This window comes from Cellulophaga fucicola (assembly GCF_900119145.1).
Taxonomy (GTDB): domain Bacteria; phylum Bacteroidota; class Bacteroidia; order Flavobacteriales; family Flavobacteriaceae; genus Cellulophaga; species Cellulophaga fucicola.
In genome coordinates this window covers 38311-53002 of the sequence record NZ_FPIY01000005.1, presented here as the reverse complement: position 1 = coordinate 53002, position 14692 = coordinate 38311, and the positions used below count along the sequence as shown (strand labels likewise).

Sequence of the window (14692 nt, the reverse complement as noted above, 5' to 3'; positions counted from 1 at the left end):
ATGGTATTTTTACTTTATACCATGCATCATTTTCTTTATTTTACCATTTAATAATAACATAATAACTCCGGCCCCTGCAGGAATTAAGGTGAATATTAAAAAGAAAGTAGATAAACCATATTCTTCAGAAATTGGATCAATAAAACTTCCGGTCCAACCACCAATTACACCTGCCAAGAAATTAGATATAAACCAAATTCCGAACATAATACCTACAAACTTTACTGGTGCTAACTTACTCACATAAGACAGACCTACTGGCGACACACATAATTCTCCTAATGTATGAAAAAGATACGCTAAGACTAGCCAGACCATACTTACAGATGCTGTTTTAGCTCCTTCTGGAATTCCAGAAGAACCATAAGCCAATGCCGCAAAACCAACACCAACCAATATTAAACCTAAAGCAAATTTAACAGGGCCAGATGGGTTGTATTTAGACTGCCAAATTTTAGAAAATAAAGAAGCAAACACAATAATAAACAATGAATTTAACACAGAGAACCAAGATGCCGAAACTTCTACTTGTGAACTTTTAACCTCAGTTACTTTTGCTGTAACAGTATCTTCTGTAGCCTCACTAACATAACCTAAATCCTGTGTAAGTTTTAATTGTACTGTAGTACCCGCAACAAAAGTAGTATCTTTAGACAAAGCTAATCTTTGTTGTAAAGCTTCATTTTTTTGGTTTTCAAAAACTAAAGAAGCGTATGTATTATCTTTCCAAAATAAACCTTTAGCTGGTTCTTCTTTTAAGTCTGTTATTTTAGCATTAAAAAAGTAACCAATAGCATGTTTATCTTCATTTAACAAGTTACCTTCTTTAACTGTATTACGTAAATTTAAACTATCAGCAGGGTTATAAAACTCGTATTTGTTATTCACTTTTACATTCACAACATCGCCTACAGCTAAAGGATCACTAGTTCTAACCTCTTTAATTTGTTCTACATTGTTCACATCTGTGTAAGCTACTGCGTAAGATGTAGTCTTATAATCGTTTTGTAACATCCAAAGTACCAAAACCCAAACAATAACAAAACTAGATGCTAGCACAATATTGGCAGTAGAAAATTTAGAGAATGTCTTTTTAAACAATAAGCTTAATACATATGTAATAATACCTAAAGGAATAATAACAATAATACTGTTTATTATTTTAAATGCGGTCGCCGAAGATCCCTCTAAAACTCTTTGTGTATAATCGCCTGCAAAAATGGTCATAGAACCACCTGCTTGCTCAAAAGCCCACCAAAAAAATGTTGTAAATATGGCAAAAATACCAATCACTATCATTCTATCAGATACTACTCTAGATTTAGAAACTCCACCTACAAGCTCTTCTACCGTTTCTTCTAATTTTTCAGCATCATCCTCAATTGTATCTTCTATACTCTTATTTGTATTTGGTTTTAGACCAATTTTTCCAAATATTTTCTGTGCCAAATAGAACTGTACCATTCCAATAAACATAAAAACACCAGCTAAACCAAAACCATAATGCCAACCTATTTTCTCTCCTAAATAACCACATAAAAGAATACCTAAAAAAGAACCTGCATTAATACCCATATAGAAAATGGTATAACCTGCATCTTTTTCCTCTCCTTGAGTTTTGTATAACTGACCAACGATTGAGGAAATATTTGGCTTAAACAAACCATTACCAATAATTAGTAATGTAAGTCCGGCATAAAAAAACCAGTGTGTAGCTCCTTCTAAAGCCATAGAAGCATGACCCAAGGTCATTATAAAAGCACCTAATATTACAGCATTTCTAAATCCTAAAAATTTATCTGCAATGTACCCGCCAATAATTGGCGTTAAATACACCAAACCTATATACCAACCATATAATATAGTTGCGTCTGCTCTCTCCCAACCCCATCCTTCATTTAATAAAGATGATGTTAAAAAAAGCACCAATAACGCACGCATTCCGTAATAACTAAAACGCTCCCACATTTCAGTAAAAAACAACACAAAAAGCCCCGATGGGTGCCCTAATACTGTCTTCTGATTAGTTTCAGATCCTCCGTATTTAAATTCCATATATAATTAGTTAGTTTATAAATTTGATTTCATCAAAAATAACAGATTTAAAGCATATTTTCATCAATCTTAAAACAAGAATAATTCGCCTTAAATTATTAAATTCATAAAATGCTTTTAAGAAAGACCAAGTTTACTAATAATTTTAATAAATAGTAAACTTTTTATCTTAAATATTGTAATTAGACAGGTAAAACTGACACATATATCTGCAAAAGAAAATTAATACATTATGTTTATCTTTGACACCTGAAAAAAACCAACTATGATTACCCCTATTCAAGGATTTTCTAAACTTACCAAAGAAGAAAAAATAAACTGGATTGCAGAAAATTACACTAAAAATTCTGAGCATACCAAAGAAGTTTTAAAAGTATACTGGAACTCTGACACTAAGTTGCAAAAACTACATGATGAGTTTATAGAAAATACCATTTCTAATTACTATTTACCTCTTGGTATTGCTCCAAACTTTTTAATTAACAACAAACTCTACGCTGTACCAATGGCTATAGAAGAGAGTTCTGTTGTTGCAGCAGCAAGTAAAGCAGCTAAATTTTGGCTTTCTCGTGGCGGATTTAAAACTACAATTTTAGGTACAGAAAAAGTAGGGCAAGTACATTTTATATTTAAGGGTGATGCTCAAAAATTAGAATCTTTTTTTAATAGCGTTAAACCGTTACTTATTAGTGACTCTAACAACCTTACTACCAGTATGAAAAAACGTGGTGGGGGAATTTCTAAAATTGAACTACGCAATAAAACAACAGATTTAGCTAATTACTACCAACTACACTGCACTTTTGAAACATTAGATGCAATGGGTGCTAATTTTATAAATTCTTGCTTAGAGCAATTTGCTACAACACTAAAAAGAGAAGCTTTACTTTATTCTAATTTTTCTGATACCGAAAAGAATATAGAAGTTGTAATGAGCATCTTATCTAACTACGTACCCAATTGCATAGTAAGAGCAGAAGTAAGTTGTAAGGTTGAAGAATTGAATGAAGATGCAAATATAAAATCGTCTCAACTTGCAGAAAAATTAGTACAAGCAGTAACCATAGCTAAAGTAGAACCATACAGAGCTGTTACCCACAACAAAGGTATTATGAACGGAATTGACTCTGTTATACTTGCCACAGGCAATGACTTTAGAGCCATTGAAGCCGGAATACACGCTTACGCAAGTAGAAATGGAACATACAGCAGCCTTACAGACGCAAGCATAGAAAACGGCATATTTAGATTTTGGATTGATATTCCACTTGCTTTAGGCACTGTCGGCGGGTTAACAAATTTACACCCATTGGTAAAAGTTGCTTTAGAGATTTTACAAAAACCAACCGCTAAAGAGTTAATGCAAATAGTTGCTGCAACTGGTTTAGCCCAGAATTTTGCAGCACTACGTTCTTTAGTAACTACCGGCATACAAGAGGGACATATGAAAATGCACTTATTAAATATCCTGAATCAGCTTGGTGCAACAGACAAAGAAAAACAACTACTTACAACTCATTTTAAAACTAATACTGTAACGCATAGCGCTGTAGTTACAGCATACAACAATTTAAAAAATGACTAAAGAGTTTTATAGTAATGGTAAATTATTACTTACGGGAGAATATGTTGTTTTAGACGGCGCACTTAGTTTAGCAGTACCAACTATTTACGGTCAAAACTTAGTAGTTACCAATACAGAAGAAAACCATATTAGTTGGAAAAGTTTTGATGTAAATAACATGATTTGGTTTAGCGCTAATTTTAGCAGTAGTGACTTAACTATTTTAAATACAGATAAAAAAGATGAGATTTGGAATAACACAGCCAAAACGCTTCAATCTATTTTAAAAGAAGCACAAATCTTAAATCCTAACTTTTTAAAAGACTGCAAAGGTTTAGCTGTTAAAACAAAATTAGATTTTCCTAGAGATTGGGGTTTAGGCTCTTCTTCTACTCTTATTAATAATATTGCAAGTTGGGCAAGCGTAAATGCTTTTGATTTATTAGAAAACACTATGGGTGGCAGCGGTTACGATATTGCTTGCGCACAGAACAATACTCCTATTTTTTATCAGAAAACAACAAATAAACCAACAACGACTTCTTTAAATTTTAACCCTTCTTTTATAGAACATATCTACTTTATACACCTTAATAAAAAACAAAACAGTAGAGATGCAATTTCTAAATACAAGGAAAGCACATTTAACAAAGAAGAATTAATTAAAAACATTAATCAAATAACTAAAGAGATAAGCTCTACAACATCATTAGCTATTTTTAATACACTTATAACCAAACACGAAGTATTACTTTCTAAAGCCTTAAAAACACCTACAGTGAAGGAATTATTGTTTGCTAATTATAATGGCGCAATAAAAAGCTTAGGCGCATGGGGAGGAGATTTTATACTTGCAACAGGAGATGAGGACACTCTTACTTATTTTAAGCAAAAGGGATATAATACTATTTTTAAATATACAGATTTAATAAAATAAAAAAGCCTCCAAATTTGGAGGCTTTTTTATGATTTTATGCGAAGTTCTACTAGTAGAACATTCCTCTATTATCTTCTATTGTTGCAGATTTCTTTAATGCATTGTACACAGCAGAATTTGCTCTCTGCATAGCTGTTGTCTGTACCATATTAGAATAAGTACTATAGTTATCTAACTTAGGAGCTTCTTCCTTTTTAGTTACAGTTACCATAAATACTCCTGTTTCACCTTGCAATAAACCAGATGTTTCACCTTGTTTAAGACCAAAAGCATTACCAACAACAAAAGGCTCTCTACCTGCACCAGGAATAGTTGGCGACTTCATAGTTAAAGCTGAAGCAGTAGAAGCAGATACATTATTATCTTTTGCAATAGCATCTAAGCTCTTACCCTTATTAGCTGCAATAATCTGTGCTGCTTTCTTCTCTTTTCTTAATTTAGGTAATACAATAAAAGATGCATCTTCTGCAGACATTAAGCCTTCTTCGTATGTACCTGTTAACTGAACAACAGCGTAACCATTGTTTACAGGAAAACGTTTAATATCACCTACTTCAGAATCTTCGTTAAAAGCCCATTGTACAATTGCTCTCTGTGCAGATAAACCTGGAAGATTTTCGTCCATAGCTTTTATCTTATTTACAGGTCTTGCAATATATTTTTTCTCTTTTGATAATTCTAAAAATGTTTTATCACTAGATTTAGCATCACTCTCGAACTGAGTAGCTGCAGTGAACAACTCATTAATTGTAGCTGTAGAAGCTTCTATATTTCTAGCTAAAGTTGCTACACGTACTAAATCTTGTTTATCATCTACCTTTACAATATGGTAACCAAATTCAGTTTCCACTATACCTACATGACCTACATTATTACCAAAAGCAAAGTCGTTAAACTTAGGTGTCATTCTACCTTCTTGAAAATAACCTAAATCTCCACCTCTAGAAGCAGAAGGACCATCTGAATTATCACGAGCCAAAACTGAAAACTCAACATCTCCCTTTTTTGCATCTTTTAATAAATCGTCTGCTCTTTTCTTAGCTTCTTCTTTTGTTCTTTTTACTTCTGGATTTGCTCTTTCTGCACCTTCCCAAGCAACAAGTATGTGACTAGCTTTAACGTTACCTTCTTTTTTCTTCTCTATCATTCTAGTAACCTTAAAAGAGTTACCATCACGATAAGGTCCGTATAGATCACCAACATTTAAAGCCATTAATGTATCTGCAAATTTTGGAGAAAGAACATTTTTAGTTTTAAATATAGTATCGTATTTTAAATCTGAATTACGATCTAAAAATTCTTCAACATTTTTAGTGTTTTTAAAACCTAAAATTGTGTCATTGTATTCAACTTTGTCATTAAGCAAAGTAAGAATTTCTTCTTTAACTGCTTTTTCATCTTCTAAAGATGGCTTCTCTTCAAAATAAACAAACTGAAAATCTCTTGCTTTTTCTTGTTTAAAATCATCTTTATGTTCTTTTATATAAGAAGATATTTCGGATTTGCTAACTGCTACAGAACTATCTGATATAGATGTATAAGGTACTCTTACATATTTTACATCTATTTTATCATTTGCTAATTTATAGTCTAACTCTCCTTCTTTTAAAGTAGCTCCTAAACCAGCTTTAACTAAGTTAAAATAAGTTTGTTCTTTTGCTGCTTGCATAATAGCTACCTCTTGTTGTAACCATAACTGGTATTGCGCAGGACTTTCTTCTTTTAACGTAGAAATAAATTCTTTAAAAATATACTCATCAAAAACACCATTCTCATCTTGATACTGTGGATTTTGAGTAAAACCAGGATTAGATGCAATAAAGTTTATAATTTGATCTTGTTCTATATCTATTCCTAAATCATCAAACTCATCGCTTAAAATAGCATTTCTTACTTCTTGATCCCAAACTGAGTTTACAACCTGCATAGAGGTTGCACCAGCTCCAAAACGATTAGAAGCAGACTCTACCTCTCTTCTAAATTTATCAATAGAAATATCTTTTCCATTAACTTCTGCTACAGTTGTTCCAGTTTTTTCACCAGACATACCATTAGCACTAAAAATACCAGAGATAACAAACGCAAATAAAGCCAAACCTATAATTAGGATTAATACCGTAGTTCTCTTTCTTATGTTCTCTAAAATCGCCATTTTATAAAATGTTTAAAATCAGTGCGCAAAAATACCATTTCTTTTTGGGTTTAAAAATTTAATTTTTATCAAATTTTTAACACAAAAACCCTACTCTTTTTCAAGTATATGAAGGGTTACCAAATCTATTTTGGTATTTGACACCTCTATTATTTTAAAATTGAAGTTTTCAACTTTTATTTCTGAGTCTTTTTCTGGTATCTCTCCAGTTTCATTTACTATTAAACCACCAAGTGTTTCGTACTCATCACTTTCTGGAAGTTCTAGTTTATAATTTTCATTTACATAGTCTACATCTAGCCTTGCAGAAAATTTATATGTTACTTCATCTATTTGTTCTTCTACTAAATCTGTAGAATCGTGCTCATCTTCTATCTCTCCAAAAAGTTCTTCTACAATATCTTCTACAGTCATTATCCCAGATGTACCACCATACTCATCTAACACCACTGCAACACTTTTTCTTTTCTTTGTTAACGAATCTAAAATATCACTAACCAACATTGTTTCTGGCACAAACTCTATTGGCAAAAGTATTGTCTTTATTGTTTTTGGTTTCTTAAACAACTCAAAAGAATGCACGTAACCTATAATATTATCTATAGTTTCTTTGTATACCATTATTTTAGAAAAACCGGTCTCTGTAAATAATTTAGTTAAGTTTTTAGGCGAATCGTGTAGTTCTACCGCAACTATTTCTGTTCGCGGAACCATTACTTCTCTTGCCTTAACTGCCGCAAATTCTAATGCATTCTGAAAAATTTGAATCTCAGAATCTACATCGTCTTCTATTGTAACTGTTTCTAACTGTTCTGTAATATAATCCCCTAATTCTACTTTACTAAAAGCAAGCTGACTATGGTCTCCGCCCGTCTTAAAAAAGACTCTTAAAATAAAGTCTGATACTTTTATGACAAAATTAGATATCCAAGAAAAAAATATGTAGAAAAAATAAGCAGGTATTGCTAATATTTTAAGCAGCAAATTAGCATAAATCTGAAAAAGCACTTTAGGCAAAAACTCTGCAGTAATTAAAATAACCAAAGTAGATATTATGGTTTGTGACAACAATCCAAAATCTATTAATACGGCATCAAAAAAACCGCTACCAGTAGGCAACATACTTACAAACCAAGCCATAAGCAAATCTCCCATATACATACCGTATACCACTAAAGAGATATTATTACCTATTAACATTGTTGCAATAAACTTAGAGGGTTTTGCTGTTAATTTAGATAAAACAGTAGACAAAAAACCATCTTGTTTTTTCTCTATTTCTAAATGTATTCTATTGGCAGATATAAAAGCAATCTCCATTCCTGAGAAAAATGCAGAAAGTAATAATGATACAACAATAATTAAAATTGAAGTTCCCAAGATTATGATTTAGTATTATCTTCTTTTCTTTTTTCGAATTTTTTACGATAATGTCTACGAAAAAAGAACATACCTAAAGAAACTACAGCAAAAAAAGCAAATAAATAAAACTCTTGACCTGCACTCCATAATGTATACACTTTATAAATGGATAGTAAAAAAACTCCCAAATACAGAACTTCTGTATACTTTAATATTTTCATCATATTTCCTCGTCTTTTATTATTTTTAAACCTGTTGTTTTGTGCGCATTTACTTGTTTTAAATCCTTATCAGAATCAAAACCTTGACCATACATTACAGATTCATCCTCAGGATTTATAAACTCAAATTTTTCTTGAGTAAAGATCCATTTATTAGTCTGGTCATAATACAATTGTGGTGTCTTAAACTGTTTTCCGTCGTGCGTATTAATAACCACATTACCTTGTAAACTTATTAATTTTGTAGTAGAATAACTAATACCGTAATCTGCTGTTATGGTACTTTTTTGATTTTTATCATCAAAAAACTCAACTTCTAACCCTTTTGGAAAAACTTCTCTAGGAAAGCTAAGATTATTAAAATCCTCTCTAACAGGAGCTGTAAGTACTGCCAAAACTTTTGACGTTACCTCTTTTTCGTTTTTTACCGGATCTGTAGTTTCTGTATAAGTAAAAACTAAATTATTAGCGACACCTTGTGGGTAGACTGCTTTTTTAGCCTCTACACCAACACGCTCGTAATTATCATTACACGAAAAAAGCATTGCCATAAAACAAATTATGGCAATGCTCTTAAAAAAATTATATGTATTTATTTTGATCATCTTATAGGTTAGGCACCTTTACACTACCACCAACCCAACAGTTAAAGGTAACAGTTTTACCCTGCATGTTGTTAGAAAAAATATCTGTTTTAGTAGGAGCTCTTTGAGAGTAACTACTAGCTGCAGATGCAGAAGCAGACTTTAAAGAAGGATCTACTCTACCTGCTTTTCTTGCTAATTCAGCAGCTTTCCAGTTTACAGCCAATTTCTCGAATCTTGTAGAACCACAATCGTTAGCACTACTAGAAACCAATCTAGCCATTAACAAGTAAGCTCTACCGTTAGATGGGTTTGCCTCTAAAGACTTACCTGCATATCTATAAGACGTAGACTTACTAATTCTACTGTAACTGTTAGCAATTTTATATAAAATATTTGCTTTCTTGTAAGGATCTGTTTCTAACTCACTAGCTTTTGTAAAATCTGCTAATGCACCTTTACTATCACCTGACTTTAATTTTAAAGATGCAGAGTATAAATAAGCGTTTGCAGATGGCTCCATAGCCAATTGTTTTTCAAACAACTTCTTAAACATTGGAGAATCTAAACATTCTTTAGAGTACATTCTACTTACTGCTCTTTTTACCCACGTAAGATCGTTTTGTTTTTCCTCAAAATTCTTCTCGTATAATGGAATTAAGTTTTCACAGTTTGCCAAGTCACCTAATTTAGAATCTACACTACTAGCAATTTTACCATAGTTTTCTGAGTTAGCACTTGAAACTCTTAAAAGTTGCTTTTCCTTTTTAGTTAAAGTACCAGCATCTTCTTTAGGCAATAACTTTGTAATAGTTGCAACCAACTCTTTATTCTCTTCTTCTATTTTCTCTGTTACGTCATCGTAAACATCAAAAACAGTTTGCAACTCTTCTTTACCAGCTTTGTGTAAATCTACCAAACTAGAAAAATAAAGATATAATGCCTTTGCATTTTTAAAATGTTCTTTGTCTTCTGTAAAAGCAATATGTAAAGCAGCATAGTCTTCTGCATCTGTAGACATTTTTTCATCATACTTTAACAATTGCTTGTCAATAAGAATTTCTGCCTTAGATGTTTTAGTTGGGAAATACTTTAGGTAGTTATCATAAACTCCTAATAACATATTTACAAACTCAGTTTTTTCTGCACCTGTAGCCTTATCTATTTTATGCTTTAATATACGTTCGCCGTATGCATAGTTTGCATAATGATAATCTGGACAAGCTTCATACACCTTTTTCCAAGGCCCATAAGCAGCGTCATAATTTTTAACTTTTGCATCTTGCGCATACAACTGAAAGTTATTTGCACATTCTGATTTGTCTACTGTTGCCGCAGCCGTTTCTTGAGCATAGCTTACACCCATAACGCTTATAAAAGCAATCGCTATAAAGTAAAGTTTCTTTTTCATCTTAAATTGGTTTTTATTAATGGTTATAAACTTTTTTAATTTATTGTTCTCTTATTAAACCACTTAGAGTTTAATGATATCCCTAGATTAATTTTAAAATAGTTTTCTTGTATTAAGTCCGCACTAGTTGTTCCTCTTTTACCTATTTCAAATCCTATATTGATATTAGAGAAAGGATCATTAATTGCGTCCAATGGTAATCCTACTCCAAAAGTTATGCCAAAGTCCGTAATATCTTCATTATTAACCACCATTCCAGAGTTAATATACTTAACCCCAGCTCTGTATGTTATTCTCTTGTAATAATCCGTAAAAGAAGTATAGTCTGGCGTATAAAAACCTCCAATAGCAAACCTTGAAGAATTTTCATAAGTTAAATTGTCTACTGTAAAAAATGGAGCTGTATAATCTTCTAGTTTCTGCGCACTGTATTCTGTACCAACAAACCATTTTCTATCTTGACCAAAACCTAAACCAATTGTTGTAGTTGTTGGTATTGTTATTCCTCTACTAGCAAGACCCAAACGATCTAAATCTACATCTATAGTTTCTATTTGCTGTCCTGTACTAGAAGAAAAAGAACCTATTGTTTTTGTATTATCAGATGATAAATTATTCTGAGTCTCGACGCCAAAATAAGTATTCATTCTAATCTTATCTGTAAGCATTGGTGTATAGTTTGCAGATATTTTAAAATTAGCACTATTTACTTTAGATTCCCTAAAATCGAATGTACCAAACTGCACGTTTTCTACATCTTGTACTCTATTAGTTTCTATAGAACCAAAATTAAAATTGGTAGTTACACCAACCGTCAAATCTTGCAAAATTCTTCCCCCTACAGAAAAGAACACTGTATTAACACCACCTTCTCCTGTGTATTTATTTGTTACAAGGCCTGCATCTGGATCTGTAAAACTTGACTCCACTTCATAACCAACAGAACTAAAAGGTTTAATACCAAAACCAATACCAACTTTGTTATCTATTATAGGAAACCCTATCGCCAAATAATCTAAACTTGTTACACTAGAGTTTTGTTTCGAATCTGCCCCTTTTAAAGTTGACTCTCTTCTAGATAATGAAGCCGTATAAGCAGTCTGCCTTAAATTAGCATAAGCCGCTGGGTTGTTTAGGTTTATGTGTATACTATCTGCATACATACTAATACCCCCCATCATTTGATTTTCTACAGAACCTATTGATCTTAAATCTCCTAATCCAAAGTAAGAATATGGAGAAACTGTACCGTTTTGAGCGTAAATAGTACCTGCCATACAGCATACTATTGCAATAATTATTTTTCTTATCATTTAGTTTTTGTTGTATTCCAGCAAATAATTAAGTCCGTCTAGGAGAAAATTGGAATGCGCAAATATGGTATTTTTTAATCGTTTTGACAAAAAATGAGCGTCGCCACCTGTTAAAATAACTGTTAAATCTGCAAATCTAATCTTATATTCGCTAATTACACCATCAATTTCTAAACAAATTCCATTAACAACTCCACTTTTCATACTTGCAGTTGTAGAATCTCCAATTAGCTTAATTTCACCATCTTTCTCTAGCAACGGCAAATTAGCAGTCTGGTTATGCATTGCCTTAAAACGCATAGCAACACCCGGAGAAATTGCCCCCCCAAGATACTCTCCATTACCATTTATAAAATCGTACGTAACACAACTTCCTGCATCTATAACCAATGTATTCTTATTCGTATATTGATAAAAAGCTGCTGTAGCCAAAGCAATACGATCTACACCTAAAGTTTTTGGAGTACCGTATAAATTTTTAAAAGGTATTTTGGTTGATGCACTTAACGTTTGCACATTACAATAGACGGCTAGCTTTGTTATTTCTTTAGATCCTAACGCCCCTACTGTAGATACAATGGCATTTTTAATATCTGGAAACTCCAGAAAAACCTGTTTTACTTCTTTTAAAAAAAATTGCAACTCAAAAGATTTAGAAGTCAAAAACTCTTTTCCCTTATAAACCGCCAATTTTACTGAGGTATTACCTGCATCTACAATTAAATTCATCTTGCAAATATTATAAAATTAAAAAAAATAAAATCTTTTTTTTGTTTTTTGTTTGGATATACGAAAATAGCAATTATATTTGCACCCGCTTAACGGCATGGTGCCTTAGCTCAGTTGGTAGAGCAATGGACTGAAAATCCATGTGTCCCTGGTTCGATTCCTGGAGGCACCACTTTAAAAACCCGATCAGAAATGTTCGGGTTTTCTCTTTTCTACACCCTAAGCAACAGTATTTTATCCATTTTCTTTCTAGTAAAAATATCAATAGATTTTAGTCTAAAAAAAATTACAACCTTAAAAATAGGTTAAAAAAGTACTTTCTATTTTAATTTTATCGGCATAAAACAATATTTTAATATTTCTAGTTTTAAAAGAATCTACAAAAACTTATCTTTACCTAAAACAAAAAATCTTGTGATTAAAAAACCTACACTTCTTTTTTACGTATTTCTTTTTCTATCGTTTCAAGGTTTTACGCAGTCTTCTATAAAAAAGCTATTAAAAAAACACAACACAGAGAGCATACCCTATATCTCTATAGACTCTTTATTAACCAAAACAAATGTTGTTTTATTAGACACAAGAGAAGAAGTAGAATTTAAGACAAGCCATATAAAAGGAGCTACATGTGTTGGGTACGATTTTTTTAATCTAGACACGGTAACTACCCAGATAAAAGATAAAAGCACAGAAATAATTGTCTACTGCTCTATTGGCATACGCTCAGAAGATATTGGAGAAAAACTAACAGCTGCTGGCTACACCAATGTAAAAAATTTATATGGAGGTATTTTTGAATGGAAAAACAAAAACAACCCTGTTTACACTACAGACAATATAGAAACAAATAATATACATACACACAGTAAGTATTGGTCTAAATTAGTGACCAAAGCCGTGAAAATTTATTAATTATATTTTGAAGAATTTAAACAAAAACTTACTGTTAATTTTTACACGAAACCCTGAATTAGGAAAATGTAAAACTCGTTTAGCAGCCAAAACAGGAGACCAAGTCGCTCTAGATATTTACAAATTTTTATTAGCACACACAGTTTCTATTACCCAGAACTTAAAGGCAGACAAACAAGTACATTACTCTGTTGCAATTAGGGATAATGACATTTGGGACGCTAACATCTACAATAAAAAACTACAAGACGGTGACGATCTTGGCATGCGTATGCTAAACGCCTTTAAACAAGGTTTTGCAGATGGCTACAAAAACATCATTATTATTGGTAGTGATATGTTTGATATTACAACAGCAGACTTAGATAACGCATTTAAGCAATTAGACCAACATAATTTTGTTATTGGTCCTGCCACAGATGGCGGATACTATTTGTTAGGAATGAAAAAAATAAATACAGCTATTTTTTCTAATAAAGAATGGGGAAAAGAAACTGTATTAAAAGATACTTTAGGTAATTTAAAAGACGAAAACATAAAGTTATTAGAAGCCAAAAATGATGTTGACTATTACGAAGACATCAAAGACATTGAAGCTTTTAAACCTTTTTTAAAACATATAAAAAATGATTAAACAAGAAATTGAAGATTCTATAGCATATTTAATAAACAAAGGTTTTGATTCTCCTGAAATAGGAATTGTATTAGGCACAGGATTAGGTAGCTTAGCTAATGAAATAGAAAATCCAATTGAGGCTCATTACAACAACATTCCATTTTTTCCACTAGCAACCGTAGAGTTTCATACTGGAAAATTAATTTACGGCACACTAGAAGGTAAAAAAGTAGTAGTAATGCAAGGTAGGTTTCATATGTACGAGGGCTATGATTTGCAAGACGTAACATACCCAATACGTATAATGCACAGGCTTGGCATTAAAAAACTTTTTATTTCTAATGCTGCTGGCGCAATAAACTTAGACTTTAAAAAAGGAGATATTATGTTACTAGAAGACCACATAAATCTTTTAGGAGGCTCTCCGCTTGCTTTTAAAGGTGTTTCTCAGTTTGGTGAGCGCTTTGTAGATATGGGCGAACCATATGATGTAGAAATGCGTAAAACACTACAAGGTATTGCAAAAAAAGAAAACATTACTATGCGCTCTGGCGTATACGCATCTGTATTGGGTCCACAATTAGAAACCAGAGCCGAATACCGAATGCTTAAAATTATTGGCGCAGATGCAGTTGGTATGAGTACTGTACCAGAGGTTATAGTTGCCAATCACTTAAAGCTACCTATCGTTGCCGTATCTGTATTAACAGACGAATGTGATCCTGACAATTTAGAACCTGCTAACATTAAAGAAATTATTAGAATAGCCGGAGAAACAGAACCACAAATGATAAAGCTTTTTAGAGGCCTGCTTAAGACAATGTAAGTTTTTCTGA

Annotated in this window: 13 protein-coding genes and 1 tRNA gene; 6 read left to right on the top strand and 8 right to left on the bottom strand. The window is 32.2% G+C overall.

From position 1 onward, the window contains the following. Positions 1–9: 9 nt before the first annotated feature. Positions 10–2055, bottom strand: a complete 2046-nt coding sequence (locus BT107_RS14685; RefSeq protein WP_072304593.1) for a peptide MFS transporter — start codon at positions 2053–2055, stop codon at positions 10–12. Between the two features lie 265 nt (positions 2056–2320). On the opposite strand from BT107_RS14685, the gene BT107_RS14680 reads away from it, so the two are divergent. Together BT107_RS14680 and BT107_RS14675 are read left to right on the top strand one after the other, a co-directional pair. Then, on the top strand, positions 2321–3640 hold the full coding sequence (locus tag BT107_RS14680; protein WP_072304592.1) for a hydroxymethylglutaryl-CoA reductase, degradative: 1320 nt from the start codon (positions 2321–2323) through the stop codon (positions 3638–3640). Next, positions 3633–4556, top strand: coding sequence for a GYDIA family GHMP kinase (locus tag BT107_RS14675; protein WP_072304591.1), 924 nt, complete (start codon positions 3633–3635; stop codon positions 4554–4556). The genes BT107_RS14680 and BT107_RS14675 overlap by 8 nt, the downstream gene beginning before the upstream one ends. Positions 4557–4605: 49 nt before the next feature. On the opposite strand, the gene BT107_RS14670 is transcribed toward BT107_RS14675, so the two are convergent. The 7 genes from BT107_RS14670 to BT107_RS14640 form a co-directional block, all read right to left on the bottom strand. Next, positions 4606–6708, bottom strand: a complete 2103-nt coding sequence (locus BT107_RS14670) for a peptidylprolyl isomerase (protein ID WP_072304590.1) — start codon at positions 6706–6708, stop codon at positions 4606–4608. A gap of 90 nt (positions 6709–6798) precedes the next feature. Beyond that, positions 6799–8088 carry a hemolysin family protein gene (locus tag BT107_RS14665; RefSeq protein ID WP_072304589.1) on the bottom strand — a complete coding sequence of 430 codons (1290 nt, stop codon included), beginning with the start codon at positions 8086–8088 and terminating at the stop codon, positions 6799–6801. A gap of 2 nt (positions 8089–8090) precedes the next feature. Next, a complete protein-coding gene (locus BT107_RS14660; RefSeq protein ID WP_072304588.1) occupies positions 8091–8294 on the bottom strand; it encodes a hypothetical protein in 204 nt (67 codons plus the stop codon). Next, the gene (gene lptC / locus BT107_RS14655; protein ID WP_084639246.1) at positions 8291–8842 is read right to left on the bottom strand and encodes an LPS export ABC transporter periplasmic protein LptC; all 552 of its coding nucleotides are present in this window, start codon (positions 8840–8842) and stop codon (positions 8291–8293) included. Before lptC ends, BT107_RS14660 begins: the two co-directional genes overlap by 4 nt. A gap of 55 nt (positions 8843–8897) precedes the next feature. After that, the gene (locus BT107_RS14650) at positions 8898–10286 is read right to left on the bottom strand and encodes a hypothetical protein (RefSeq protein WP_072304586.1); all 1389 of its coding nucleotides are present in this window, start codon (positions 10284–10286) and stop codon (positions 8898–8900) included. Positions 10287–10321: 35 nt separating this feature from the next. Further along, positions 10322–11599, bottom strand: coding sequence for a BamG family beta-barrel-assembly machinery protein (gene bamG / locus BT107_RS14645; RefSeq protein WP_072304585.1), 1278 nt, complete (start codon positions 11597–11599; stop codon positions 10322–10324). Then, entirely contained in the window at positions 11600–12328 is a 729-nt protein-coding gene (locus BT107_RS14640) for a type III pantothenate kinase (RefSeq protein ID WP_072304584.1), read from the bottom strand. Between the two features lie 99 nt (positions 12329–12427). Here BT107_RS14640 and BT107_RS14635 point away from each other — a divergent pair. From BT107_RS14635 to BT107_RS14620, 4 genes are all read left to right on the top strand, one after another. After that, positions 12428–12500 (top strand) — tRNA-Phe (locus tag BT107_RS14635). A gap of 242 nt (positions 12501–12742) precedes the next feature. Continuing rightward, entirely contained in the window at positions 12743–13240 is a 498-nt protein-coding gene (locus tag BT107_RS14630; protein WP_342039459.1) for a rhodanese-like domain-containing protein, read from the top strand. Between the two features lie 4 nt (positions 13241–13244). Further along, a complete protein-coding gene (locus BT107_RS14625; RefSeq protein WP_072304583.1) occupies positions 13245–13874 on the top strand; it encodes a TIGR04282 family arsenosugar biosynthesis glycosyltransferase in 630 nt (209 codons plus the stop codon). Continuing rightward, the gene (locus BT107_RS14620; protein ID WP_072304582.1) at positions 13867–14682 is read left to right on the top strand and encodes a purine-nucleoside phosphorylase; all 816 of its coding nucleotides are present in this window, start codon (positions 13867–13869) and stop codon (positions 14680–14682) included. The genes BT107_RS14625 and BT107_RS14620 overlap by 8 nt, the downstream gene beginning before the upstream one ends. The last annotated feature ends 10 nt before the right edge of the window (positions 14683–14692 follow it).

Excerpts from the sequence above, each read along its gene's own strand:
- BT107_RS14685 (WP_072304593.1), bottom strand. The coding sequence starts at position 2,055 with ATGGAATTTAAATACGGAGGATCTGAAACTAATCAGAAGACAGTATTA.
- BT107_RS14680 (WP_072304592.1), top strand. The coding sequence starts at position 2,321 with ATGATTACCCCTATTCAAGGATTTTCTAAACTTACCAAAGAAGAAAAA.
- BT107_RS14675 (WP_072304591.1), top strand. The coding sequence starts at position 3,633 with ATGACTAAAGAGTTTTATAGTAATGGTAAATTATTACTTACGGGAGAA.
- BT107_RS14670 (WP_072304590.1), bottom strand. The coding sequence starts at position 6,708 with ATGGCGATTTTAGAGAACATAAGAAAGAGAACTACGGTATTAATCCTA.
- BT107_RS14660 (WP_072304588.1), bottom strand. The coding sequence starts at position 8,294 with ATGATGAAAATATTAAAGTATACAGAAGTTCTGTATTTGGGAGTTTTT.
- lptC (WP_084639246.1), bottom strand. The coding sequence starts at position 8,842 with ATGGCAATGCTTTTTTCGTGTAATGATAATTACGAGCGTGTTGGTGTA.
- BT107_RS14650 (WP_072304586.1), bottom strand. The coding sequence starts at position 10,286 with ATGAAAAAGAAACTTTACTTTATAGCGATTGCTTTTATAAGCGTTATG.
- bamG (WP_072304585.1), bottom strand. The coding sequence starts at position 11,599 with ATGATAAGAAAAATAATTATTGCAATAGTATGCTGTATGGCAGGTACT.
- BT107_RS14640 (WP_072304584.1), bottom strand. The coding sequence starts at position 12,328 with ATGAATTTAATTGTAGATGCAGGTAATACCTCAGTAAAATTGGCGGTT.
- BT107_RS14620 (WP_072304582.1), top strand. The coding sequence starts at position 13,867 with ATGATTAAACAAGAAATTGAAGATTCTATAGCATATTTAATAAACAAA.